The organism is Nonomuraea guangzhouensis (assembly GCF_019396345.1).
GTDB lineage: Bacteria > Actinomycetota > Actinomycetes > Streptosporangiales > Streptosporangiaceae > Nonomuraea > Nonomuraea guangzhouensis.
This window is the reverse complement of the sequence record NZ_JAHKRM010000006.1, coordinates 340,022-362,026: the sequence shown is the minus strand read 5'-3', so window position 1 is coordinate 362,026 and position 22,005 is coordinate 340,022. Positions and strand designations below refer to the sequence as shown.

Annotated in this window: 22 protein-coding genes; 5 read left to right on the top strand and 17 right to left on the bottom strand. The window is 69.7% G+C overall.

The window, feature by feature from the left end; translation table 11 throughout:
* Positions 1-36: 36 nt before the first annotated feature.
* The 6 genes from KME78_RS14665 to KME78_RS14640 form a co-directional block, all read right to left on the bottom strand.
* A complete protein-coding gene (locus KME78_RS14665) occupies positions 37-1,041 on the bottom strand; it encodes an ABC transporter ATP-binding protein (protein ID WP_219529407.1) in 1,005 nt (334 codons plus the stop codon).
* Positions 1,038-2,012 carry an ABC transporter ATP-binding protein gene (locus tag KME78_RS14660; protein WP_219529406.1) on the bottom strand — a complete coding sequence of 325 codons (975 nt, stop codon included), beginning with the start codon at positions 2,010-2,012 and terminating at the stop codon, positions 1,038-1,040. The genes KME78_RS14665 and KME78_RS14660 overlap by 4 nt, the downstream gene beginning before the upstream one ends.
* Positions 2,009-2,893, bottom strand: coding sequence for an ABC transporter permease (locus tag KME78_RS14655; protein ID WP_219529405.1), 885 nt, complete (start codon positions 2,891-2,893; stop codon positions 2,009-2,011). Before KME78_RS14655 ends, KME78_RS14660 begins: the two co-directional genes overlap by 4 nt.
* Positions 2,890-3,942 carry an ABC transporter permease gene (locus tag KME78_RS14650; RefSeq protein ID WP_219529404.1) on the bottom strand — a complete coding sequence of 351 codons (1,053 nt, stop codon included), beginning with the start codon at positions 3,940-3,942 and terminating at the stop codon, positions 2,890-2,892. Before KME78_RS14650 ends, KME78_RS14655 begins: the two co-directional genes overlap by 4 nt.
* On the bottom strand, positions 3,939-5,750 hold the full coding sequence (locus KME78_RS14645; protein WP_219529403.1) for an ABC transporter substrate-binding protein: 1,812 nt from the start codon (positions 5,748-5,750) through the stop codon (positions 3,939-3,941). The genes KME78_RS14650 and KME78_RS14645 overlap by 4 nt, the downstream gene beginning before the upstream one ends.
* A gap of 118 nt (positions 5,751-5,868) precedes the next feature.
* Positions 5,869-7,497 (bottom strand): ABC-F family ATP-binding cassette domain-containing protein, encoded by a 1,629-nt coding sequence (locus tag KME78_RS14640; RefSeq protein WP_219529402.1) that lies wholly within the window; start codon positions 7,495-7,497, stop codon positions 5,869-5,871.
* 28 nt (positions 7,498-7,525) lie between these two features.
* Between KME78_RS14640 and KME78_RS14635 the strand changes: the two genes are divergently transcribed.
* Together KME78_RS14635 and KME78_RS14630 are read left to right on the top strand one after the other, a co-directional pair.
* Entirely contained in the window at positions 7,526-7,867 is a 342-nt protein-coding gene (locus KME78_RS14635) for a ribosomal maturation YjgA family protein (RefSeq protein ID WP_246651125.1), read from the top strand.
* A 122-nt stretch (positions 7,868-7,989) separates the two neighbouring features.
* Entirely contained in the window at positions 7,990-9,519 is a 1,530-nt protein-coding gene (locus KME78_RS14630; protein ID WP_219529400.1) for an amino acid permease, read from the top strand.
* Here KME78_RS14630 and lipB read toward each other — a convergent pair.
* The 4 genes from lipB to KME78_RS14610 are packed head-to-tail and all read right to left on the bottom strand — an operon-like array spanning position 9,516 to position 11,835.
* Positions 9,516-10,151 (bottom strand): lipoyl(octanoyl) transferase LipB, encoded by a 636-nt coding sequence (gene lipB, locus KME78_RS14625; RefSeq protein ID WP_219529399.1) that lies wholly within the window; start codon positions 10,149-10,151, stop codon positions 9,516-9,518. The genes KME78_RS14630 and lipB overlap by 4 nt on opposite strands.
* A 20-nt stretch (positions 10,152-10,171) precedes the next feature.
* Positions 10,172-10,354: a PspC domain-containing protein gene (locus KME78_RS14620; RefSeq protein ID WP_219529398.1), complete on the bottom strand. Its 183-nt coding sequence runs from the start codon at positions 10,352-10,354 to the stop codon at positions 10,172-10,174.
* A 60-nt stretch (positions 10,355-10,414) separates the two neighbouring features.
* Positions 10,415-10,921, bottom strand: a complete 507-nt coding sequence (locus KME78_RS14615; RefSeq protein ID WP_219529397.1) for an HAD domain-containing protein — start codon at positions 10,919-10,921, stop codon at positions 10,415-10,417.
* A complete protein-coding gene (locus KME78_RS14610) occupies positions 10,918-11,835 on the bottom strand; it encodes an AraC family transcriptional regulator (RefSeq protein ID WP_219529396.1) in 918 nt (305 codons plus the stop codon). Before KME78_RS14610 ends, KME78_RS14615 begins: the two co-directional genes overlap by 4 nt.
* Positions 11,836-11,909: 74 nt before the next feature.
* Here KME78_RS14610 and KME78_RS14605 point away from each other — a divergent pair, with 74 nt between their 5' ends.
* Complete coding sequence (locus tag KME78_RS14605; RefSeq protein WP_219529395.1) at positions 11,910-12,722, top strand: NmrA family NAD(P)-binding protein; 813 nt, start codon at positions 11,910-11,912, stop codon at positions 12,720-12,722.
* A 48-nt stretch (positions 12,723-12,770) separates the two neighbouring features.
* On the opposite strand, the gene KME78_RS14600 is transcribed toward KME78_RS14605, so the two are convergent.
* The 6 genes from KME78_RS14600 to KME78_RS14575 are packed head-to-tail and all read right to left on the bottom strand — an operon-like array spanning position 12,771 to position 18,964.
* Positions 12,771-13,532, bottom strand: coding sequence for an ABC transporter ATP-binding protein (locus KME78_RS14600; protein ID WP_219529394.1), 762 nt, complete (start codon positions 13,530-13,532; stop codon positions 12,771-12,773).
* Positions 13,532-14,473, bottom strand: a complete 942-nt coding sequence (locus KME78_RS14595; protein ID WP_219529393.1) for an ABC transporter ATP-binding protein — start codon at positions 14,471-14,473, stop codon at positions 13,532-13,534. Before KME78_RS14595 ends, KME78_RS14600 begins: the two co-directional genes overlap by 1 nt.
* Positions 14,473-15,312 carry an ABC transporter permease gene (locus tag KME78_RS14590; protein WP_219529392.1) on the bottom strand — a complete coding sequence of 280 codons (840 nt, stop codon included), beginning with the start codon at positions 15,310-15,312 and terminating at the stop codon, positions 14,473-14,475. The genes KME78_RS14595 and KME78_RS14590 overlap by 1 nt, the downstream gene beginning before the upstream one ends.
* Positions 15,309-16,223, bottom strand: coding sequence for an ABC transporter permease (locus KME78_RS14585; RefSeq protein WP_219529391.1), 915 nt, complete (start codon positions 16,221-16,223; stop codon positions 15,309-15,311). The genes KME78_RS14590 and KME78_RS14585 overlap by 4 nt, the downstream gene beginning before the upstream one ends.
* A 3-nt stretch (positions 16,224-16,226) precedes the next feature.
* Positions 16,227-17,834, bottom strand: coding sequence for an ABC transporter substrate-binding protein (locus tag KME78_RS14580; RefSeq protein ID WP_219529390.1), 1,608 nt, complete (start codon positions 17,832-17,834; stop codon positions 16,227-16,229).
* Complete coding sequence (locus KME78_RS14575) at positions 17,831-18,964, bottom strand: C45 family autoproteolytic acyltransferase/hydrolase (protein ID WP_246651040.1); 1,134 nt, start codon at positions 18,962-18,964, stop codon at positions 17,831-17,833. The genes KME78_RS14580 and KME78_RS14575 overlap by 4 nt, the downstream gene beginning before the upstream one ends.
* A 115-nt stretch (positions 18,965-19,079) precedes the next feature.
* On the opposite strand from KME78_RS14575, the gene KME78_RS14570 reads away from it, so the two are divergent.
* On the top strand, positions 19,080-19,961 hold the full coding sequence (locus KME78_RS14570) for a MurR/RpiR family transcriptional regulator (protein WP_219529388.1): 882 nt from the start codon (positions 19,080-19,082) through the stop codon (positions 19,959-19,961).
* 41 nt (positions 19,962-20,002) lie between these two features.
* Complete coding sequence (locus KME78_RS14565) at positions 20,003-20,833, top strand: undecaprenyl-diphosphate phosphatase (RefSeq protein WP_219529387.1); 831 nt, start codon at positions 20,003-20,005, stop codon at positions 20,831-20,833.
* Here KME78_RS14565 and KME78_RS14560 read toward each other — a convergent pair.
* Positions 20,802-21,965 (bottom strand): MFS transporter, encoded by a 1,164-nt coding sequence (locus tag KME78_RS14560; RefSeq protein WP_219529386.1) that lies wholly within the window; start codon positions 21,963-21,965, stop codon positions 20,802-20,804. The genes KME78_RS14565 and KME78_RS14560 overlap by 32 nt on opposite strands.
* Between the last annotated feature and the right edge of the window lie 40 nt (positions 21,966-22,005).

The following is a 22,005-nucleotide window of genomic DNA, read 5'->3' as shown; positions in this document are numbered from 1 at the left end:
CAAGCGCTGAGCTCAGGCGCTGGTCAAGCGCTGAGCTCAGGCGCTGAGCTCCGCGTAGTGGCAGGCCGCCTGTGCCGCCGCGGTGGCCGGCAGGATGTCGAGCAGCTCCGACCGGCACTTGGCGTCCACTCCCGTCTCGGCCGCCTTGCCGGAGGCGAGCACCTGGCAGCGGGCGTGGAACCGGCAGCCGCCCGGGATCCGCGTGGGGTCCGGTGGCTCACCGGTCAGCACGATCCGCTCGGGCGACTCCGGCAGCACCGACATCAGGGCCTGCGTGTACGGGTGCCGGGGAGCGGTCAGCACCTGCTCGACCGGGCCCGACTCGACGATCCGGCCGAGGTACATCACCGCGACCCGGTCGGCGATGTTCCAGGCCAGCCCGAGGTCGTGGGTGACGACCAGCGCCGACAGCCCCAGATCGGCGCGGAGCTTGAGCAGCAGCGCCAAGATCTCGCCCCGCACCGAGGCGTCGAGCGAGGCCACCGGCTCGTCGGCGACCAGCACCTTGGGGCTCAGGGCCAGCGCCCCGGCGATGACCACACGCTGACGCTGGCCACCCGACAGCTCGTGCGGATAGCGCTGGAAGAACCGCTCGGGCGGCCGCAGCCCGGCCCTGGACAGCGCCTCGGCCACGATCTCCCGCTCGCCGGGCAGACCGTGGATGCGCGGGCCCTCGGCGACCGCCTCGTAGACGGTGTGCCGCGGGTTCAGCGAGCCCATCGGGTCCTGCAGGACGAGCTGGACGATCTTCCGGTACGCCTTGAGCGCCTTGGAGTGGTAGTCCAGCGCCTTCCCGTCGTACACGACCGAGCCCGAGGTAGGACGTTCCAGGCCCATCAGCGTGCGCGCCAGCGTGGTCTTGCCGCAGCCGGACTCGCCGACGAGCGCCACGATCTCGCCCGCGCCGATCGACAGGTTCACCCCGTCGACCGCCCGGGCCCGCCGCCCGCGCGACGGGAACTCCACGTGCAGGTCACGGGCTTCCAGCAGAGTCTGGTGCACCGTGTCAGCGGTGTCCGAGGACGTCTCCGTCTCGATCATGAGGCCTCCTCCTTCGCCCGTACGTGCACGCAGGCGGCGGTACGGCTGTCGCCCGCGGGCCACAGCTCGACATCCAGGCTCGCGCACTCCTCCAGCGCCACCGGGCAGCGCGGGTGGAACGAGCAGCCGGTGGGCAGGTCCATCGGGTCCGGCGGATCGCCGCCGAGGCCCTTGGGCGCCAGCCGCGACACCGGGTCGCCGACCGTGGGGAAGGCCGCCGCCAGCGCCCCCGTGTAGGGGTGCTTGGCCTCGTGGAACACCTCGCGCGACGGGCCGTGCTCCACGACGCGGCCCGCGTACATGACCGCGAGCTGGTCGCAGACGTCGGCGAGCACCGAGAGGTCGTGCGAGATCATGACCAGCGAGATGTTCTGCTCGGCGATCAGTTCCTTGATCAAGGTCAGCACCTGGGCCTGGACCATCACGTCGAGCGCGGTCGTCGGCTCGTCGGCGATGATCAGCCGCGGCTTGCAGGCCAGCGCCATCGCGATCATCACGCGCTGCCGCTGGCCGCCGGAGAGCTCGTGCGGGTAGCTGCGGGCCCGCCAGGTGGGCAGGCCGACCTGTTCGAGCAGCTCGGCCACGCGCTTGCCGGCCTGGTCGGGCTTGGCCAGGTTGTGCACCAGCAGCGGCTCGGCGATCTGGTCGCCGATCCTGCGCACCGGGTTGAGACCGTGCTGGGCGCCCTGGAAGACGATCGACGCCTCGGCCCAGCGGACCGCGCGCATCCGGCCCCACTTCATGGTGAGGATGTCCTCGCCGTCGAGCAGGATCCGGCCGCCGACGCGGGCGTCGCGCGGGAGCAGCCGCAGCAGCGCCATGGCCAGCGTCGACTTGCCGGATCCCGACTCACCCGCTACCCCGAGCGCCGCCCCCGAGTCCAGCTTCAGAGAAACTCCCCGTACGGCCGGCACCTCGCCCGAGGCGATCCGGTACGTCACCGAGAGGTCGTCGAGTTCGAGCAGGGTCATGCGCCCGCCTTCCTGAGCCGCGGGTTGAGCACGGCCTCCAGTGCGCGTCCCACCAGCGTGAACGCCATGACGACGGCGAGGATGCACAGGCCGGGGATGAGGATGTACCACCACGCGCCTTGGGTGGCGGCGCCGAAGTCGTAGGACGCGCGCAGCATCGTGCCCCAGGAGGTCTTGTTCGAGCTGACACCGAGGAAGGCCAGCGTGGACTCGGTGACGATCGCGCTGGCGACCTCCAGCGTGGTGCTGGCGAGCAGCAGCGGCGCCACGTTCGGCAGCACGTGCCGCGTGGTGATGTGCCAGTGCCCGCCGCCGAGCGCCTTCGACCGCTCGATGTACGGCCTGGCCTCCACGGACAGCGTCTGAGACCTGATCAGCCGGGCGGTGGACGGCCAGGTGGTGATGCCGATGGCCACGATGATCGTGGCCGTGCTGCCGCCCAGGATGGCCGCCAGCACCAGCGCCGTGATCAGCGAGGGCAGCACCAGGAACCAGTCGGTGACCCGCATGAGCGCGGCCCCGATCCAGCCGCGGAAGTGCCCGGCGGCGATGCCCACGACCATGCCGATCACGATGCTCAGCAGGGCGGCGAGGAAGCCGATGAGCAGCGAGGTGCGGGAGCCCCACCAGACCATCAGCAGGATGGACCGGCCGGACTCGTCGGTGCCGAACGGCTCCGCGAGGCTGGGCGCCGCCCACTTGGCGGCCGTGCCGCTCACCACGCTGGTCACGCCGTCATCGATGAACAGCGGCGCGACCAGGGCCAGCAGGACCGCGATGACCAGCACCACCAGCCCGGCCATCCCGGCCCGCTCCTGACGGAAGCTCCCCCAGAAGCGGCCGAGTGCCAGCCGTCTACGGGACGCGGCGACGGAGGTCATGCCGACCTCACCCTCGGGTCGATGATGTGGTAGACCACGTCGGCCAGCGTGTTCATGAGGATCACCGACACGGTGATCAGCATGAACGTGCCCTGCATGAGTGTGAAGTCAGGCACCCTGATCGCCTCGTAGAACAGCTGCCCGAGCCCGGGCCAGCTGTAGATGGTCTCGACGGTGACCGCGCCGCCGACCACGAAGCCGATGCGCATGAACACCAGGGTCACCGTGGGCAGCAGCGCGTTGGGGACCGCGTGGCGCCGCCGTACCTCCTCGTCGCGCAGGCCCTTGGCGCGGGCCACGTTCACGTAGTCCTGGCCCACCTCCTCCAGCAGCGACGACCGCATGACCAGCAGGTATTGGGCGTAGACCACGGCCACCAGGGTCAGGCACGGCAGCACCATGTGCATGCCCACGTCGAGCACGTAGGCGAAGCCGTCGGGCGCGTCCACGCTCTCGATGCCCCGGGTCGGGAAGAGGCCGGGAATCGGCCCGATCCCGACGCCGAACACCATGAGCAGGAGCAGCCCCAGCCAGAACGTCGGCATGGACCACAGCACCAGCGAGACGCCCGTGGAGATCTGGTCGAAGCGGCTGCCGCGCCGCCATCCGGCCCGCTGGCCCTGCCAGATCCCGAGGCTGACCGCGATGACCAGGCCGCCGCCCGCGAGCAGCAGCGTCGCGGGGAACCGCTCGCCGATGAGGTCGAGGACCGGCCGCTTGTACTCGTAGGAGGTGCCCAGGTCGAGGTGGAGCGTCTTGCCGACGAAGTCGAAGAACTGGTCGATCAGTGACTTGTCCAGGCCGAGCCGGTGTCGTTCCAGGGCGAGCTGCGTCGGGGTCATGTTGCGGCCCTGCGCGAGGTTACGCACGGGGTCGCCGGGCAGCAGCCGGAACACGAAGAACGTGCCGATGATCACCATGGCGATGCTGAACAACGCCCCGCCGACCTTCGACAGCGCGTACTTCAGCGTGCCGCGGTAGGCGGGGCGGTCGTCACCAGAGCCCGCCGCCTGGACGGCGGGCTCTGCCGCTTCGAGCGGAGTTGTCATTCGCGCTCGTCGGCGACGCTCTTACGCCGCCGGGTCAGGAAGAACGCGGCGAGGCCGATGACCACGACACCGCCGACCACGCCGGCGATGAGGCCGGTGTTGGAGCCGCCGCCGGCCGCGGACCCCGCCGTGGCGGTGGCCTTGACGTCCATGGCGTAGAACGGGTAGCCGCTGCTGCCGCCGTAGATCAGTCCCTTGTCCTCGGGGACCGGGGTGACACTGGTGATCCGGTCCTTGCGGTAGCCCTCGAGGTCGTTCGGGTAGTAGATCGCGATCACCGGAGCGTCGGTGTAGAGACGCTCCTGCATCTTCTTGATGATCTCGACGCGCTTGGCCCGGTCGAGCTCCTTGAGCTGCTCCTGGTAGAGCTTCTCGTAGGTCGGGTCGCAGTAGAACGACTCGGTGCCACCGCCCTCGCCCGCCGCGGTGGGCCGGCGGCTGCACAGGTGCGTGGCCAGGACCTCCTCGGGGTCGGGGTTGACCGACCAGCCGCTGATCGCGATGTCGTACAGACCGGTGACGCCCGTCTGCTCGCTGAACTTGCTGGAGTCGAGCTTCACCGTGGTCAGCGTGACGCCGATCTCCTTGAAGAAGCCCGTCAGGTATTCGGCGAGCTTGTCCTCGATCGGGGTGTCGGTGTGGATGCTGAAGCGGAACTCCAGCTTCTTCTTGCCGTCGGGCATCGTACGGACGCCGTCGGCGCCCTTCTTGTAGCCGGCGTCATCGAGGATCTTGTTGGCCTTGGCGACGTCGTAGGTGACCTTCTGGTCGCCCGTGGCCTCCCAGAAGAACTCCTTGTACAGCGGCGGGATGATCGAGCCGTCGGCCGGCTTGGCCAGGCCGCTCTGCACCTCGTCGGCCAGCTTCTGCTTGTCGATCGCGTAGTGCAGCGCGGTGCGCACCTTCGGGTCCTTCAGCGCGGGGTGACCGTCGCCGACAGGCTTGTTGTCCGTGGTGGTGGCGCCGGGGTTGACCTCCAGGTACGCGGCGCGGCGGCCCTGGGTGTTCCACTGCTCGATGTTGGGGTCGCCCTTGATCGACTCGAAGTCCGGCGGCGTCATGCGGCCGATCAGGTCGATGTCACCCTTCTTCAGGCCCGCGATGGCGGCCTGCGGGTTGTCATAGAAGATGAACTGCAGTTCGTCGATCTTGGGCTTGCCCCGCCAGTAGTCGGGGTTGGCCTTGAGCTTGACGTACTGGTCCTTCTTCTGCTCGACCGCGATGTACGGTCCGCTGCCCACGGCCGGGTAGACGTCGGCCTCGTACTTGGCGATGTCGGTGACCTTCTCCCAGACATGCTTGGGCATGATCGGGATCGGGTTCTCCAGCATGGACGCCTGCGGCGCCTTGGTCTTGATGACCAGGTCCTGGCCGTTGGCGGTGACGCTCTCGAAGTTCTCGACGGCCGGACCGTTGGCGGTCTTCGCGGCGTCGTCGGTCATGACCTTGTTGAACGTCCAGGCCGCGTCCTCGGCGGTGACAGGCTGGCCGTCGGACCACTTGGTGCTGCGGATCTTGAACGTCCACGTGAGCCCGTCGGGCGAGGTCGTCCACGACTCGGCCAGGTCCGGGCTGGGCTGCAGCGTCTTGGGGTCGGGCGTGGTCAGGAAGCTGTACATCTCCCGCTGGATCGCCGACGAGACGAGCCTGACCGCCAGGAAGGGGTTCATCGAGTCCACCGACTGCGTGGCACCGATGCGAACGATCTTCTTCCCCGCTGCCGGCTCAGCAGCTTGGGCCGCCTGGCCCTGACCTGCAACTAATACCGCTACGCCCAGCAGAGCCAGGCGTGCGAACCATTTCCTCATTGTGCCTCACCTTCAGGCGGGGGTTTCCTGTGTAGACGAAGGCACACCATACGAACACCGCGTGTCAACGAGTGACGGAAAATTGTTTCACCTTCGTTTCCTTGAGCGGTGTAAATTTTCAGCGGCGCTCAAGGACCGTCCCGTCGCTCACGCTCAGGCGGCGATCCACGTGTACGGCGTCGAGCATCCGCCGATCGTGGGTGACCAGCAGCAGCGTGCCAGGGTAGCTCGACAGGGCCGACTCCAGTTGCTCGATCGCGGGCAGGTCGAGATGGTTCGTCGGTTCGTCCAGCACCAGCAGATTAACGCCTCTGGCCTGCAACAAGGCGAGCGCCGCGCGGGTACGCTCGCCGGGTGACAGCGTGTCGGCGGGCCGCAGCACGTGCGCGGCCCGCAGCCCGAACTTCGCCAGCAGCGTCCGCACCTCGGCGGGCGGCAGCTCCGGCGTCTGCGCGGCGAAGGCGTCAAGCAGCGGCTCCTCGCCCTCGAACAGCCCTCTGACCTGGTCCACCTCGCCGACCACCACGCCAGGACCGAGCGTGGCGTGCCCCTCGTCGAGCGGGGTGCGCCCGAGCAGCGCGGCCAGCAGTGTCGTCTTGCCCGCGCCGTTGGACCCGGTGATCGCCACCCGCTCGGCCCAGCCGATCTCCAGATCGACCGGCCCGAGCGTGAACGCGCCCCTCCTGACCACCGCGCCGCGCAGCGTGGCCACCACCGCTCCGGAACGAGGCGCGGCGGCGATCTCCATCCGCAGCTCCCACTCCTTACGCGGCTCCTCGACCACCTCGAGGCGCTCGATGAGCTTCTCCGACTGGCGGGCCTTGGCGGCCTGCTTCTCGGTCGTCTCGATGCGGGTGTTGCGGCCGATCTTGTCGTTGTCGGGTGCCTTGCGCCGGGCGTTCCTGACGCCCTTCTCCATCCAGGCCCGTTGTGTCCTGGCCCGGGACTCCAGCTGGGCGCGGGTGTCGGCGTACTCCTCGTACCGCTCGCGGGCGTGCCGCCTGGCCACCTCGCGCTCGTCCAGGTAGGCCTGGTAGCCGCCCCCGTACAAGTGGATCTGCTGCTGGGCCAGATCGAGCTCCAGCACCTTGGTGACGGTCCTGGCCAGGAACTCGCGGTCGTGGCTGACCACCACCGTGCCGGCCCGCAGGCCGTGGACGAAGCCCTCCAGCCGGTCGAGCCCGTCAAGGTCGAGGTCGTTGGTCGGCTCGTCGAGCAGGAACAGGTCATAGCGGCTGAGCAGCAGCGAGGCCAGCCCCGCTCGGGCCGCCTGGCCGCCGGACAGCGAGGTCATGGGCTGCTCCAGGTCCACCGGCAGCCCGATCTCCGCCGCCCGCTCGTCCAGATCGGCGCCGCCGAGCGCGAGCCAGCGCTCCAGCGCGACGCTGTAGTCGTCGTCGGCGCCCGGCCGCTCATCGACCAGGCCCTGGGTGGCCTCGTCGAGCTCCCGCTGGGCCCGCTCGACGCCGGTGCGCCTGGCCAGGAACCGCGCGACCGTCTCACCGGGGCGGCGCTCCGGCTCCTGCGGCAGATGGCCGACCGTGGCCGTCGCCGGGCTGAGCCGGATCGAACCCTCCTCGGCCCGGTCGAGCCCGGCCAGCAGGCGCAGCAGCGTGGACTTGCCCGCCCCGTTGGCCCCCACGAGCCCGATGACGTCACCGGGGGCCACCACCAGGTCGAGGCCCGAGAACAGGACCCGCTCGCCGTGCCCCGCCGCGAGGTCCTTCACCACCATCGTCGCGCTCATGTAGATCGATGCTACTAACGTGAGCGAAATGCCTCGCTGGCCCGTACTCGCCGCCGCCGTCGTCACCGTCGTGGCCGGGCTGGGGGTGCGACTGCTGTGGGACGGCCCGTTCGCCAAATACGCGGGCGACGCGCTCTACACGGTCCTGATCTACCTGCTCATCGTGCTCGTCCTGCCGCGCGTCCGGCCGGTGTGGGCGGCGCTGGGGGCGGCCGGGCTGAGCTGGGCGATCGAGTTCGCCCAGCTCTGGGAGATCCCGCCGCTGCTCCGGCCGCTGCTGGGCAGCACCTTCAACCCGCCCGACCTGTTCTGGTACGCCGTGGGGGCCACGGTCGCGGGTGCGGTGCACCTGTGGTGCCGATTTAGGTAAAGAACGGTCCTTACCAGGACGAAACTCGGCTGTAACGCCTTGCCTGTGAGCTGGAAATGGTCTAGACCTAGACCAAATACCCAGAGAGTCCCCTCCTTCACATACCCCCCAGGGAGACCTCAATGACCACAGAAGAGGATTCCAAGCGCCTCGCCGAGCTCGGTTACAAGCAAGAGCTGGCGAGGACCTGGAGCGGTTTCTCCAACTTCGCCATCTCCTTCTCCATCATCTCGATCCTCGCCGGCTGCTTCACCACGTTCGGCCAGGCCTGGAACAACGGCGGCCCCATCGCCATCTCCTGGGGCTGGCCGCTGATCTCCATCTTCATCCTGATCATCGGTCTCTGTATGTCGGAGCTGGTCTCCGCGTACCCGACCGCCGGCGGCATCTACTGGTGGGCCGCCACCATGGGCAAGCCGATCCACGGCTGGTTCACCGGCTGGCTCAACCTGATCGGCCTCATCGCGGTCACCGCGTCGGTCGACTACGGCTGCGCCACGTTCCTGAACATCACCATCAACCGGCTCACCGGCGGCGGCTGGGAGGCCTCGCTGGGGAACGCGTTCCTGCTGTTCGTGATCGTTCTGGTGCTGCACGCGCTGATCAACATCTACAGCCACCGGCTCATCTCGCTGCTGCAGAACATCTCGGTCTGGTGGCACGTGGCGGGTGCCGCGATCGTGGTGGCGATCCTGATCTTCGCCCCGTCCCACCACCAGACGGTCGGCTTCGTCTTCACCGACACCATCAACAACTCCGGCTTCGGCAGCGGCGAGGGCGGCATACCGTTCTGGTTCTACGTGCTGCCGCTGGGCTTCCTGCTCACGCAGTACACGATCACCGGCTTCGACGCCTGCGCGCACGTGTCGGAGGAGACGCAGGGCGCCTCCACGGCGGCGGCCCGCGGACTCTGGCAGTCGATCTTCTACTCGGCGATCGGCGGCTGGATCCTGCTGCTGGCGTTCCTGTTCGCCGCGACGAACGTGGACGAGATCAACAAGCAGGGCGGCTTCGTGGGCGCCATCTTCGAGACCGCGCTCTCCTCACCGCTGGCCACCGCGATCTTCGCGATCTCCACGATCGGCCAGTTCTTCTGCGGGATGAGCTGCGTGACCTCGATGTCGCGGATGACCTACGCGTTCTCGCGAGACGGTGCCGTGCCTGGCTGGCGGCTGTGGTCCAAGGTCGACCGCAACCGCACGCCGGTCAACGCGATCCTCGCGGGCTGCGTGGTGGCCGCGCTGATCACGCTGCCCGCGCTCTGGGCGCCGCCGGGCTCGACCACTCCGGTGGCCTTCCTCGCCGTCGTGTCGATCGCGGTCATCGGGCTCTACCTGGCGTTCCTCATCCCGATCTGGCTGCGGCTGCGGATGGGCGACAAGTTCCGGCCGGGCCCGTGGACGCTTGGCCGGAAATATCGGGTCATGTGCTGGATCGCCTGTGTTGAGATCGTGATCATCTCGATCTACTTCATCATGCCGATCAAGCCCTCGGCGATCCCGGGCAACGAGAACTTCACCTGGACGGACGTGAACTACGCGCCGGTCCTGGTCGGTGTCGTACTGATCGGCATCGCCCTGTGGTGGACGCTGTCGGCCAAGCACTGGTTCACCGGGCCACGCAGGACGGTCGACGAACTGCCGATGCCTTAGGACGCCTCGAAAGCCGTGGCCACGGCCGAGCGGACGGTGTCCATCGACGTGGCCTCGAGCTCTCTCTTGAGTGAGGTCATGTCCACGTCGGGCATGCCGCAGGCGACGGCCCAGTGCCACGGCTCCAGGTCGCCGTCGACGTTGAGCGCGAAGCCGTGGCTGGTGACGCCACGGCTCTGCCTCATGCCGATGGACACGACCTTGCGCCCCGTCTCGGACGTCCAGACGCCGGTCAGCAACTCGGACCCGGGCGGGGTGTCGCGGCGCTCCGCGGGCAGGCCCAGCACGCCCAGCGCCTCGACCAGCCGGAGCTCCACCTCCCGCACATAGTCGACGATGCCCTCGTCCTCGCCCAGCTTGACGATGAGGTAGCCGACGAGCTGGCCGGGGCCGTGGTAGGTGAGCTGGCCCCCGCGGCCGGTCTCGACCACGGGGATGCCACGCGACGGGTCGGGCAGGTGAGTCACCGGCGTGCGGCGGCCGATCGTGTAGACCGATGGGTGACTCAGCAGCCAGAGCGTGTCCGGCCGCTCGTCCCGTTGGCGCTCACCGACGAGGTCGGTCATGCGCTCCATCGCCTTGTCGTAATCGACGAGCTCATCCTGGACGAGTGTCAGCGGCCTTGCCCTCATGCGTTCCAGGATAGGTCGCCCTAGTAGCGCTTCGGCTCCTCGGGGACCAGGATCCACATCGCCACGTAGACCACCCAGAGCGGGCCGGGGATGAGCGACAGCAGCAGCCAGAGGATCCGGACGAGGGTGGGCGGCAGGCCCATCTTGTCGGCGAGACCGCCGCAGACGCCGGCCAGGATTCTGTGCTCTCGTGAGCGGTACATCGTGTTCCTCCGTTGGTTGCACCTACCTGAGAAACGGACCGTCAGGCAGGAGATATCCCACTAGGAACCCCGAGAAAACCCTGAGAGGGTCAGCCACTCGTGCGCCTGGGCGAGATGTCGGCTGGTCAGGCCCTCTCTCGGGTCGACATGAATGAGCAGGAAATCATCGAGACCCTGAGTGCCCCTGAGGTACTCCTCGTCCTCCAGCCACACCTGGTCGTCGAACCAGACGAACGGCCTGCGCTCGACATAGGCCGCCACATGCGGCGTCTTGAACATCTCGCCGTACGAGCCGCCCTGGTCCGGCCCCATGGGTATGACGGGCAGCTCCGGCAGGCCGATCCGGGGCCCGATCCACTCGTTGGCGTGCTGTTCCCAGGTCGTCGCCCAGACCAGCTCGGCACCGGTGACCAGGGCCAGCTCCAGCAGCCTGGTGCCGTGCCTGGGGTTGAGGTGCACGGTGTAGACCTCTTCGCCGACCTTGCACTCGTACCGGCGGAAGTCGGGTGTGGGCCGCCTGAACGGGTTGAGCACACCGTCGACGTCGAGCAGCAGCAGCGGTCTCATCGGCCGGCCGCCCGATGCTCCTGCGGGCTGACGCCGCGCACCCGCTTGAAGGCCGCGCTGAGCGCGAACGGGCTGCCATAGCCGACCTGCCTGGCCACCGAGCCGATCGTCATGTCGGGCTCGCGCAGCAGGTCGGCGGCCAGAGCCAGCCGCCAGCCGGTCAGGAACGCCATAGGCGGCTCGCCGACCAGCTCGGTGAAGCGCCTGGCCAGCGAGGCCCGCGAGACGCCCACCTGCGCGGCCAGCGAGGCGACCGTCCATGGGTGGGCCGGGTTGTTCTGCAGCATCCGCATGGCCCGGCCGACCACCGGATCGCTCTGCGCCTGATACCAGGCCGGCGCCTCGTGGGTGGCGAACCAGGACCGCAGCACGGAGATGAGCAGCAGGTCGAGCAGCCGGTCGAGGACCGCGCCCTGCCCCGGCTGATCCTTGACGATCTCGGTGGCCAGCAGCGGGAGGAGCGGGTCGCCCTGCTGGACCAGCAGCGTGGGCAGCACATCCAGCAGCCGCCTGCTCACCTCCCCCTCCATGTGGTAGGTGCAGGTGATCGCCACGGTGCCGCCGTCCGTGGCGTTGCCCCAGGTGCGTACGCCCAGGTCCAGGTCCTGGTACAGGGTCTCCCCGTCGATCGTGGCGCAGCGCTGGCCGGGGTGGATGACGACCTGCGGCGGCGTGGCGGGGTCGTCGGCCACCGTGTACGGCTTGGGCCCGCGCACGATCGCCACCTCCCCGGGGCGCAGCCTGGTGAGGTCACCGTCGTCGGGCACCACCCACGCCTCCCCGCGCACCATCACCATCACCGTGAGCGGCGCCTCGTCCTGGATCCGCAACGACCAGGGCGGATCGAGGATGGAGCGGAGCATGAAGGCGCCCCTCGCCCGCGGACCGTCGAGCAGGGCGGCAAGCTGGTCCATGGCTTAGACGATCGCATATGGGATTGCGCTTCTCAACCATGGAGAGTCTCAGCCTTCGGCGGCTTACTTGAGCCATGACAACTTTGGTGCTGGGCGGCACGGGCAAGACCGGCCGCCGCGTGGCTCACCGGCTCACCGTTCTCGACCATCCGTGGCGGATCGGCTCGCGCTCCGCGAGACCGCCCTTCGACTGGACCGACCGGTCGACGTGGGCGGCGGTGTTGGACGGCGTCGACTCGGTGTACCTGACCTACTACCCGGACCTCGCCTTCCCCGGGGCTCTCGACGACATCCAGGCGTTCGTTTCGCTCGCCGTGTCGAGCGGCGTCGGACGGCTGGTCCTGCTCTCCGGCCGGGGCGAGCCGATGGCCGAGGCGAGCGAGCGGGTCGTCCAGATGTCAGGGGCCGACTGGACGATCGTGCGGTGCAGCTGGTTCATGCAGAACTTCAGCGAGGGCTACCTGCTCGACGCGGTGCTCGCGGGAGTGATCGCGCTGCCGATCGCGGACGTGCCCGAGCCGTTCGTGGACGTGGACGACATCGCGGACGTCGTGGTGGCGGCGCTGACCCAGGAGGGCCACACCGGCAAGCTGTACGAGCTGACCGGTCCTAGGCTGCTCACGTTCGCGGATGTGGCGGCCGAGCTGTCCAAGGCCGCGGGCCGGGACATCACGTACGTGCCGGTGACGGCCGAGGAGTTCGCGGCGGGGGCGCGCGAGCAGGGTGTGCCCGAGGACGAGATCGAGGGGCTGAACGGGCTGTTCGCCGAGGTCCTCGACGGCCGCAACGCGCACCTGGCCAACGGCGTACGCCAGGCGCTCGGCCGGCCTGCGCGGGACTTCTCCGACTACGCCGCCGCGAACGCATCGGCCTGGGCCGCGCGCTAACCACTCCCCGCCGTACTTCGGCTGGGGTCCTTCTGGGGAGTGGGGCAGCTAGCGCACCACCTTGGCAGGGTCCCAGTCCGGGCCGGGCACGGAGGCCAGCAGCAGGCGCGTGTAGGGGTGCTCGGGCTCGGACAGCACCCGCTCGACCGGGCCCCGCTCCACGACCACCCCCCGGTGCAGCACCAGCGTCTCGTCGCACAGATGCCGGACGACGGCCAGGTCATGGCTGACGAACAGCAGGGCCACACCCGAGTCGCGGCGTACCCGGGCCAGCAGCTCCAGGATCTGGGCCTGGATGGAGACGTCGAGCGCGGCCACGGCCTCGTCGAGCACCAGGACCGACGGCTCCACCGCGAGGGCCCTGGCGATCGCGAGGCGCTGCCGCTGGCCGCCGCTGAGCTGGTGCGGGCGCGCGCCGGCCTCGCGGCTGCCGAGGCCCACCTGGTCGAGGAGTTCGGTGGCGCGGCCGGGTGGCTTGCCGTGCAGGCGGAGCGAGGTGTGCAGGCATTCGGTCGCGGTCAGCCGGGGGTCCAGGGACAGATAGGGATCCTGGAAGACCATCTGGATCTCGCGGGCCCTGCGCAGCCTGGCCGCCCTGCCGCGCTCCTTCGGGCCGCGGGCGCGCCCGGCCACGGTGATCGTGCCGGAGTCGGGGGTGACCAGGCCGACCAGCATGCGGGCGATCGTCGTCTTGCCTGAGCCGGACTCGCCGACCAGGCCGAGCGAGCCACCCGGCGGCAGCTCGAAGGAGACCTCGTCGGCGGCCACGGTGCTCTGGAAGGACTTGGAGAGCTTCTGTACGACCAGCATCAGGCCTCCACGAGGCGGCAGGCGGCCGAGCCGCCCGCGACGGTCAGGGGCTGCGGCTGCCAGGTGTCGCACTCGACGCTCGCGTGCGGACAGCGCGCCGCGAACGGGCAACCGGTGAACGCGTCGTCGAGCGACGGCGGCCGGCCGGGAATGGGGCGGATCGGGCGCGGGTCGGCCAGCTCGGGCGTGCAGGCGAGCAGCCCGGCCGTGTACGGATGCCGCGGGTCCGCGAACAGCTCCTTGGCCGGCCGGGACTCCACCACCGTCCCCGCGTACAGCACGTGCACCCGGTCACAGTAGGCGGCGGCCAGGTGCAGGTCGTGCGTGATGAACAGCATGCCGAGCTCGCGTTCGGCCTGGACGCGGCGGAGCAGGGCGAGCGTCTCGGCCTGGGTGGTGACGTCGAGCGCGCTGGTCGCCTCGTCGGCCAGGAGCAGCGCCGGATCGGCGGCCAGCGCGGCGGCGATGACCACGCGCTGGAGCATGCCGCCGGACAGCTCGTGCGGATATTGCCGTACGCACAGCTCGGGGTCGCGCATGCCGACGGCGGCCAGCAGCTCCAGTGCCCGCGCCCGCGCCTCGGCCTTGGGCCGGCCCAGGGTGTGGACCATGCGTTCGGTGAGGAAGTCGCCGATCCGGCGTACCGGATTGAGTGACGAGCGCGGATCCTGGTAGATCATCGACACCTGTGAGGCACGCAGGTCCCTGAGCGCGGCGGGGGTCATCGAGAGCACGTCGGCACCCGAGACCAGCACCCGTCCCGACACCGTCGCCCCCTGCGGCAGCAGGCGCAGCACCGCGCGGGCGATCGTGGACTTGCCCGAGCCGGACTCGCCGACCAGGCCGACGACCTCGCCCTTGCCGACGCTCAGCGACACGTCGCGCAGGATCGGCCGCCGGCCGCCCGCCTCGATCGTGAGGTCCTCCACGGAGAGCAGCATCAGGTTCCCCTCACGCCCATGCGGTCGGCGAGCCGTACGCCGATGACGTTGAACGACACGACCACCAGGGCGATGGCCGCACCGGGCACCAGCACGGGCAGGAAGGCGCCCTGGACGATCGCCGGCTGCCCCTCCTTGACCATGAGGCCCCAGTCGGACGACGGCGGCTGCGCGCCGAACCCCAGGAAGCTCAGCGTGGCCAGGCTCATCAGCCCCTCGCCGAACAGCACCACGAGGTAGCCGACGATCGAGCGGGCCATGTTCGGCACCAGGTGGCGCACGCAGATGGCCGGCCCGCCCATGCCCTGCACCCGATAGGCGTCGATGTACGGCTTGCCGCACTCGGCCAGCGCGACGCTCCTGGTGTACTTGGCGATCGTCGGCGCGTAGGCCAGGCCCAGCGCGATGACCGCGGTGGTCATGCCGTTGCCGAAGACCGCCACGATCAGCACCACGAACAGCAGCCCGGGGAAGGCGTACATCACGTCGGTCACCCTGGACACCACGGCGTCGACCCAGCCCCGGTGCCAGGCCGCCAGCGTGCCCAGGGCGACGCCGAGGGCCGAGGCGATGGCCAGCAGCGCCAGCGGCCCGACCAGCGAGGTCCTGGCGCCGTACAGGATCCGGGTGAACAGGTCGCGGCCCGACTGGTCGGCGCCGAGCAGGTGCTCGGGCGAGACCGGCGCGAGCGAGGCGCCGAAGTCGACCGCGTCCGGCTCGTACGGCGTGACCAGCGGCGCGCACACCGCGGCGACCACGACCAGGGCGAGGAAGACGGTGGCGAGCAGATAGCCGAGCGGCCGGACCGGCCTAGGGGAAAGCGTGGCAACGGCGGTCATGCCCGGCTCCTAGCTCGGGGGTCGATCAGCGGCTGGACCAGCTCCACCAGCGTGGTCACCAGGATGTAGGCGGTGACCATGAGCAGCAGCACCGCCTGCGTCACGGGGAAGTCGTGCGTGTTGATCGCGTTGACCAGCAGCGAGCCGATGCCGCTGAGGCCGAACGCGGTCTCCACGGTCACCGTGCCGGCCAGCATGCCGGCCGTCACCAGCCCGCACATGGTCACGATCGGGCCGAGCGCGCCGCGGAACACGTGCCTGACCACGATCAGCCGCTCGGCCAGCCCGGAGGCGCGGGCGACGGTCACGTGGTCGAGCTCGCGCTGCTCGACCATGGCCTGCCTGGTGACCCGGCTGATGATCGCGAGCGCGCCCAGCGCCAGCGTCACGGCGGGCAGGGTCAGGTGCCAGAGCGAGCCGCCGCCCATGACCGGGAACCAGCCGAGCCGGACGCCGAACAGCGAGATCAGCACGGTGGCCACCACGAACGGCGGCACGGAAGTGGCGAACGTCGTGCCCGCCACCACCGCCGCGTCGGTCCGCCCGCCGCGCACGGCCGCCAGCACGCCCAGCGCGATGCCGAACACCACGAACAGCACGGCCGCGTAGGCGACCAGCCCGAGCGTGCTCGGCAGCCGCGCCGCCAGCAGGTCGCCCACCTGGTCGTTGTACTGGGTCGACCGCCCCAGGTCACCGGTCACGGCGTCGCCGAGCCAGCGCCCGAACTGCACGAGGAACGGGTCGTCCAGGTGATACTGCGCGCGGACGGCCGCCAGATATTCGGGCGTCAGGTTCTCCTTGCCGCCCGCCAGGAACGTCACCGGGTCACCGGGCGCCGCGTACGACGCCCCGAAGATGACGAACGAGGTGACCAGCAGCGTCGCGACCAGGCCTGCCAGCTTGCGGATCACGGGTCAGCCCTTGGCCCCGAGGTCGACGGCCCACGGGTAGCCCATGTAGACCTGGGATGCGGGCGGCCCGGTCACCTTGCTGCCGAGCACGACCGCGGACGGCACCTCGACCAGCGAGATCCACACCATGTCGGCGGTGAACCGCTGCTGCAGCTCGATGACGTCCTTGGCGCGCTGGGCGTCGTCGGTGTCGGCCAGCGCCTTCGCGACGAGCGCGTCGTACTCGGGCGAGCTGAAGCCGACCCAGTTGTTGGCCGAGCCCGTCAGCCCGTTGTCGTAGAAGCCGATCGGGTCGGACTTGGTGATGTACCAGTCGTCGGGCACCAGGTCGACCTGGGCGCGCAGCGACTTGTCGGTGTAGAAGCTGCCGAACTCCGACGGCGGCACGGTCTTGATCTGCGCGCTGAGCCCGATCTTCTTGGCCGCGTCGACCACCGCGTTGGCGATCACCGTACGGGCCTCGTCGCCGTTGGTGGCCACCACGATCGGCTCCTTGGGCGTGCCGGCCTCCTGGACGAGCTTCTTGGCCTCGTCGAGCGACGGCGTCTCGGGCGCGCCGGACAGCTGGTCATAGGCGGTCTGGAACGCCTTCTTCTCGTACGACCAGGCGCCCGCGCCCACCGGCACCTTCCACGGCCTGGCCAGCCCGGCGAACCCGGACTTGGCGATGCCCGCCCGGTCCACCGCCAGCGACAGCGCCCGGCGGATCTTCGGGTCCTTCAGCAAGCCGCGGTCGGTCGGCAGCAGCACGAACACCCGCGTGGTGGGCCCGTAGGCGACGCTGACCGCCTGGTTGCCCTGCATCGCGACGGCAGGGCCGGTCTCGGAGAGGTAGGCGCCGTCGGCCGCGCCGGTCGTCAGGCTGTTGACCAGCGCGGTGTCGGCGGCCCATTTGAAGGTCACCGTCTTGGTGAGCGGCTTGATGTCCTTGTTCCAGTAGGCGGCATAGCGCTCGATGGACAGCTCGGTGCCCGACTTCCAGTCCTTCACCTGGTAGGGCCCGCTACAGGCGTCCTCGTGGCCCGGCGTGCCGTACTCCTTGCCGAGCTTGTCGACGATCTCCTTGTTCAGGACGATGCCGCCGCCGCCCGCCATGGCCTGGACGAACAGCGCGTTGGGCTTCTTGAACGCGATCGTGACCTTGCCCTCGCCGGACTTGGTGATCGAGTCGACGTCCTCGAACTCGTCGGACTCGTCCATGCCCTCGCCCGCGTGCCGCTTCAGGCTCCACACGACGTCGTCGGCGGTGACCGGCGTGCCGTCGTGGAAGGTGGCGTCCTTGCGCAGGGTCAGCACCATGGTCTTGGGGTCGGGCTGCTCGACCTTCTCGGCCAGCCACGGCTTGACCGTCATGTCGGGCTGCGTCTGCATGAGCCGCTCGCAGACGTTGGCCATGACCGTGCGGTTGCTGGTGTTGCCGTCGATGTCCATGTCCAGCGTGCCGGGCTCCTCGTCGAGCAGCCAGGTGGCCGTGTCGAGGGCGCCGGTCGCCTTGGCCGTCTGATTGACCAGGGTGAGCTTGGCCGGGTCGGGCGCCTTGGTGGTGGCGGCCGGGCCGCCGCACGCGGCGGTGAGCCCGATCAGCCCGACCAGGGCGAGTGTCTTCTTCACAACGTCTCTTCTCCGTGCGGTCCGTCATAGAGGTTCCAGGGCACGCGCTCGTACTCGTGGTCGCAGGGCGTGCCGGCCGCGATCAGATAGTCGCCCGTGGTGAGGTCGACGCAGCTCGACAGCAGGGTGGCCCACCGCTTCACGGGGGGCTGGGTCTCGTCTGGGTGGGTGCAGAGCGACTCGGGGTAGCCGAGGTGGTCGGACATGGCGTGCCTGATCAGCTTGCGCGCCTGATCACTGCCGGAGGCGTGGCGTACGGCCCGCAGCCCGCCCTCCGCGCGCGGCACCCGGAACAGCGAGTCGGCCGAGCCGGGACGGTAGGTGGCGGCGAGCTGGGGCGGCATGAACGCCTGGTAGTGGTTGCCGTGCACGAGCAGCCCGTCGGTGGGATACATCCAGCCGACCGGGCCCGGCGTGGTCTCCAGGTCGATCGCGAAGCCGTCGCGATGGGTGATCAGCGCGTTGCTGGCGATGTGGGCCCGCGACTTGGTCAGTGCTTCCAGCGCCGCGTTGAGATCGGCGCTGTCGAGGACCCGGCGCCTGATCAGCGTCTGCGGCACGCCGATCGCGTCGTCGAAGCGCCCGCCGAGCCCGTTGGCGTTGAGTGCGATGCCCGCCGAGTTGGCCCCCTGCCGCCCGACCTGACCCGCCTCGACGTGCATGATCACCGTGGGTTTCCCCGGCTGGACCACCCTGAGCACCATGAGCGTGTCGGAGACACCGTCGCGCCAGTCCCAGTTCTGGCCCGCGTAGACGTGGCCGTCGCCGGACGCCTGCTCCAGCAGGGCGAAGGAGGTGCACCCGTCGGGCTCCATGGAGTTGAACGTGGTGTCGTAGATGATCTCCCCGCGGGCGTTCAGCGCGACGACGTCGAGGAAGTCGAGGCCGGCGCCCTCGGCGACGCCCTCCATCTCCTCGACCAGGTCGGGCGCGAACGCCTTGCTCGGCTCCACCCAGCGCGCCGCCCGCTGCGTCACCTGCTCCCAGGTCAGGCCGCTGGAGTGGCCGAACGCCTCGGTGTAGTAGGCCAGCGCGCGGTGGATCCGTGGGCGGGCCTGCTCGCCGTACTGGCGGCCGCGTTCTCGCGGACCACCGGCGATCTCGACGACGGGCAGGGAAGTGAGGCTCAATGGTTCTCCTTGGACCGGCCGATTGCCTGTAACGTTCATTTCAACGAGGCAACGAGTCTGTAGCGGTCGTTTCCAAGCAAGAGTAATGAGCGCTACACGGGAGTCAAGAGTCGTAATGGAAAATTCACACAGCCCGATCGAGCAGCTCAGGAGCGTGGTCAAGCAGCTCTGGGACGAGCTGTCGCCCGCCGAGCGAGCCGTGTGCCAGTTTCTGGTCTCCGCCGCGCCCGAGCAGATCCTCTTCTCCAGCGCGCAGGAGCTGGGCACGGCGTCCGGCACGAGCAACGCCACCGTGATCCGCACCATGCAGCGGCTCGGGTTCGGCGGGCTGCCGGGGCTCAAGCGGGCGCTGGCCGGCGAGTTCACCTCGGCGGTCGCGCCCGACGTACGCCTGCGGCAGCGCATCAGCCATGTGGGCCACGACCTGTCGGCGATCTGGACCAGGGTCTTCGACGAGGCCCGCGAACGCCTCGACCACTGCCACCGGCTCTATGACGCCGAGGCGTTCCAGCGCGCGATCGAGGTGATGGCCCACGCGAGCTCGGTGCTCGTCTACGGCGTGGGCGCCTCCGAGCCGGCGGCCCGCTACTTCGCGCTCAAGCTGGGCCGCCGCGGCCACCGCGCCCGCGCGGTCTCGGCCACCGGCTTCGCGCTGGCCGACGACCTGCTCTCGCTCGGGCACGGCGAGGCCGTCGTCATCTTCCAGCCCGGCCGCAAGCTCAGGGAGCTCACGGTCCTGATCGACCGGGCGCACGCGGTGGGCGCCGGCGTGATCCTCATTTCTGATGAATTGGGCGGCACTTTCGCCGACCGGGTCGACGCCGTGCTGGCGGCCCCCCACACCCCCACCGGCATCAGCGCCGAGCCGCTGACCGGCATCATCGTGGCCGACGCGCTGCTGCTGGCGCTCGACTCGGTCGACGAGACCCGTTCAGTCGAGCACTCCCACCAGTTGACCGCCCTACGCGAGCAACTGCTCGGCCCGCGGATCCGCTAGCCTCGCCTGGTCACTTACGCGGGCGCAGGAAAGGTGAAGTCGTGATCGGCTGGCTCGAAGCAGTGGTGCTGGGGCTCCTACAGGGCCTCACGGAGTTCCTGCCGATCTCTTCCAGCGCCCATATCCGGGTGGTCTCCGCGTTCTTCGGCTGGCCGGATCCCGGCGCCGCGTTCACGGCGGTGATCCAGCTCGGCACCGAGACCGCCGTGCTGATCTACTTCAGGAAAGAGATCTGGGAGATCATCTCCACCTGGACCCGCGCCCTGTGGACACCTGACCTGCGCAGCCACTACGCGGCCCGCATGGGCTGGTACGTGATCGTCGGCTCCCTGCCCATCGGCGTCCTGGGCATCGTGTTCAAGGACCAGATCGAGACGGTCTTCCGCGACCTGCGCCTGGTGGGCACCACCCTGATCGTCTTCGCGATCATCCTCTGGTTCGCCGACCACACCGCCCGCAACAAGCTCACGCTGGAGAAGCACCTGAGCTTCACGCACGCCATCGTGTACGGCTTCGCGCAGGCGCTGGCGCTGATCCCCGGCGTCTCCCGCTCCGGTGGCACGATCACGGCGGGTCTGCTGCTCGACTACCGGCGCGAGGACGCCGCCAAATACTCCTTCCTGCTGGCCATCCCCGCGGTCCTGTCGTCAGGCCTGCTGGAGGTCGCCCAGATCGGCGGGACCACGGCCCCGGCTTGGGGCCCGACCATCCTGGCGACGATCATCTCGTTCTTCGTCGGCTACGCCGCGGTGGCCTGGTTCCTGAAATACATCGGCAGCCACCGCTTCACCGCCTTCGTCATCTATCGCATCCTGCTGGGCCTGTTCGTCATCCTCGCGGTCACGATCGGCTGGATTCCCGCTCAGGGCTGACGGGCGCGCTCTCGGCCGACTCGGGCCTATAGGTCACCAGCGTGAACAGCAGTGCCACCAGCCCAAGGCCGGTGGCCAGCACCACCACGCCCGTCCGGCCGTACCCGTCGAGTGCCAGGCCCCCGGCGATGCCCGCCACGAACAGCCCGACATACTGCGCCGACGACAGCAGCCCGAGACCGATCGGCACGTTGTGCGGCACGGCCGCGACGGTCCTGTACTGCTGCGCCGGCCCGACCAGCCAGCCGAGCGCGCCCCAGCAGAACGCCCACACCAGGGCGACGGGCAGGGCGAGGTTCGCGACCGGGATGAGTGCCATGAACACCGTCGAGGCGGCGATGCCGATCAGCACCATCCGCCGCGGCCCGTACGCGTCGGTGAACCGCCCGCCGAGCTGGTTGCCCACGATCCCGCCGATCCCCCACGCCCACAGCACGGCGGGCAGCGGCAGGTCGAACAGCGAGCCGATGTAGGTGTAGGCGGCGAACGCGGCGGCGAACATCAGCAGCTGCGTCGTCAGCACCGCCACCACGCGCCGGTCGGCCAGCGGGGCGAACCGATCTGCCAGCCGTCGGGTCGTCTCGATCATGACGTCGGGCACCACGGCGGCCACCCCGGCGAACCCGACCACGCCGAGCACGACCACCAGCCAGATCGTGGCCCGCCAGCTCGACGCGGCGCCGAGCCAGGTGCCCAGCGGCACGCCGATCGCCGACGAGACGGTCAGGCCGCCCATCACCAGCGCGAGCGCGCGGCCACGGCGTTCCGGCGAGGTCAGCGCGGTGGCGACGCCGGAGGCGGTCGGTGTGAACATCGCCGCACCGGCCGCGGCGACCACGCGGGTGGCCATCACCAGCGGGTACGTGGGCGCCAGCGCGGTCAACGTGTTGCCCAGCACGAACACGCCCAGCGCGATCAGCAGCACCCGCCGGCGCGACAGCCGGGCGGTCAGGGCGGCGAGCGGCGGCGACAGCAACGCGTAGGCCAACGCGAACACGGTCATCAACTGACCGGCCGCCGACGGCGAGATGTTCAGGTCACGGGAGATGGGCGACAGCAGCCCGGCGGTGACGAACATGCCGGTGCCGACGGCGAAGTTCCCGAGCGCGAGGGGGTAGAGCCGACTGCTCACTGGAGCTCCTTTAGTTGGATGTCCATCAAACTGACGTATA

What these genes read in the sequence shown, in the direction of transcription:
- KME78_RS14630 (WP_219529400.1), top strand. Translation starts at nt 7,990, where the DNA reads ATGACCACAGAAGAGGATTCCAAGCGCCTCGCCGAGCTCGGTTACAAG.
- KME78_RS14635 (WP_246651125.1), top strand. Translation starts at nt 7,526, where the DNA reads ATGCCTCGCTGGCCCGTACTCGCCGCCGCCGTCGTCACCGTCGTGGCC.
- KME78_RS14615 (WP_219529397.1), bottom strand. Translation starts at nt 10,921, where the DNA reads ATGAGACCGCTGCTGCTGCTCGACGTCGACGGTGTGCTCAACCCGTTC.
- KME78_RS14645 (WP_219529403.1), bottom strand. Translation starts at nt 5,750, where the DNA reads ATGAGGAAATGGTTCGCACGCCTGGCTCTGCTGGGCGTAGCGGTATTA.
- KME78_RS14600 (WP_219529394.1), bottom strand. Translation starts at nt 13,532, where the DNA reads ATGCTGGTCGTACAGAAGCTCTCCAAGTCCTTCCAGAGCACCGTGGCC.
- KME78_RS14640 (WP_219529402.1), bottom strand. Translation starts at nt 7,497, where the DNA reads ATGAGCGCGACGATGGTGGTGAAGGACCTCGCGGCGGGGCACGGCGAG.
- KME78_RS14660 (WP_219529406.1), bottom strand. Translation starts at nt 2,012, where the DNA reads ATGACCCTGCTCGAACTCGACGACCTCTCGGTGACGTACCGGATCGCC.
- KME78_RS14590 (WP_219529392.1), bottom strand. Translation starts at nt 15,312, where the DNA reads ATGACCGCCGTTGCCACGCTTTCCCCTAGGCCGGTCCGGCCGCTCGGC.
- KME78_RS14605 (WP_219529395.1), top strand. Translation starts at nt 11,910, where the DNA reads ATGACAACTTTGGTGCTGGGCGGCACGGGCAAGACCGGCCGCCGCGTG.
- KME78_RS14570 (WP_219529388.1), top strand. Translation starts at nt 19,080, where the DNA reads ATGGAAAATTCACACAGCCCGATCGAGCAGCTCAGGAGCGTGGTCAAG.
- KME78_RS14665 (WP_219529407.1), bottom strand. Translation starts at nt 1,041, where the DNA reads ATGATCGAGACGGAGACGTCCTCGGACACCGCTGACACGGTGCACCAG.
- KME78_RS14610 (WP_219529396.1), bottom strand. Translation starts at nt 11,835, where the DNA reads ATGGACCAGCTTGCCGCCCTGCTCGACGGTCCGCGGGCGAGGGGCGCC.
- KME78_RS14595 (WP_219529393.1), bottom strand. Translation starts at nt 14,473, where the DNA reads ATGCTGCTCTCCGTGGAGGACCTCACGATCGAGGCGGGCGGCCGGCGG.
- KME78_RS14655 (WP_219529405.1), bottom strand. Translation starts at nt 2,893, where the DNA reads ATGACCTCCGTCGCCGCGTCCCGTAGACGGCTGGCACTCGGCCGCTTC.
- KME78_RS14620 (WP_219529398.1), bottom strand. Translation starts at nt 10,354, where the DNA reads ATGTACCGCTCACGAGAGCACAGAATCCTGGCCGGCGTCTGCGGCGGT.
- lipB (WP_219529399.1), bottom strand. Translation starts at nt 10,151, where the DNA reads ATGAGGGCAAGGCCGCTGACACTCGTCCAGGATGAGCTCGTCGATTAC.
- KME78_RS14650 (WP_219529404.1), bottom strand. Translation starts at nt 3,942, where the DNA reads ATGACAACTCCGCTCGAAGCGGCAGAGCCCGCCGTCCAGGCGGCGGGC.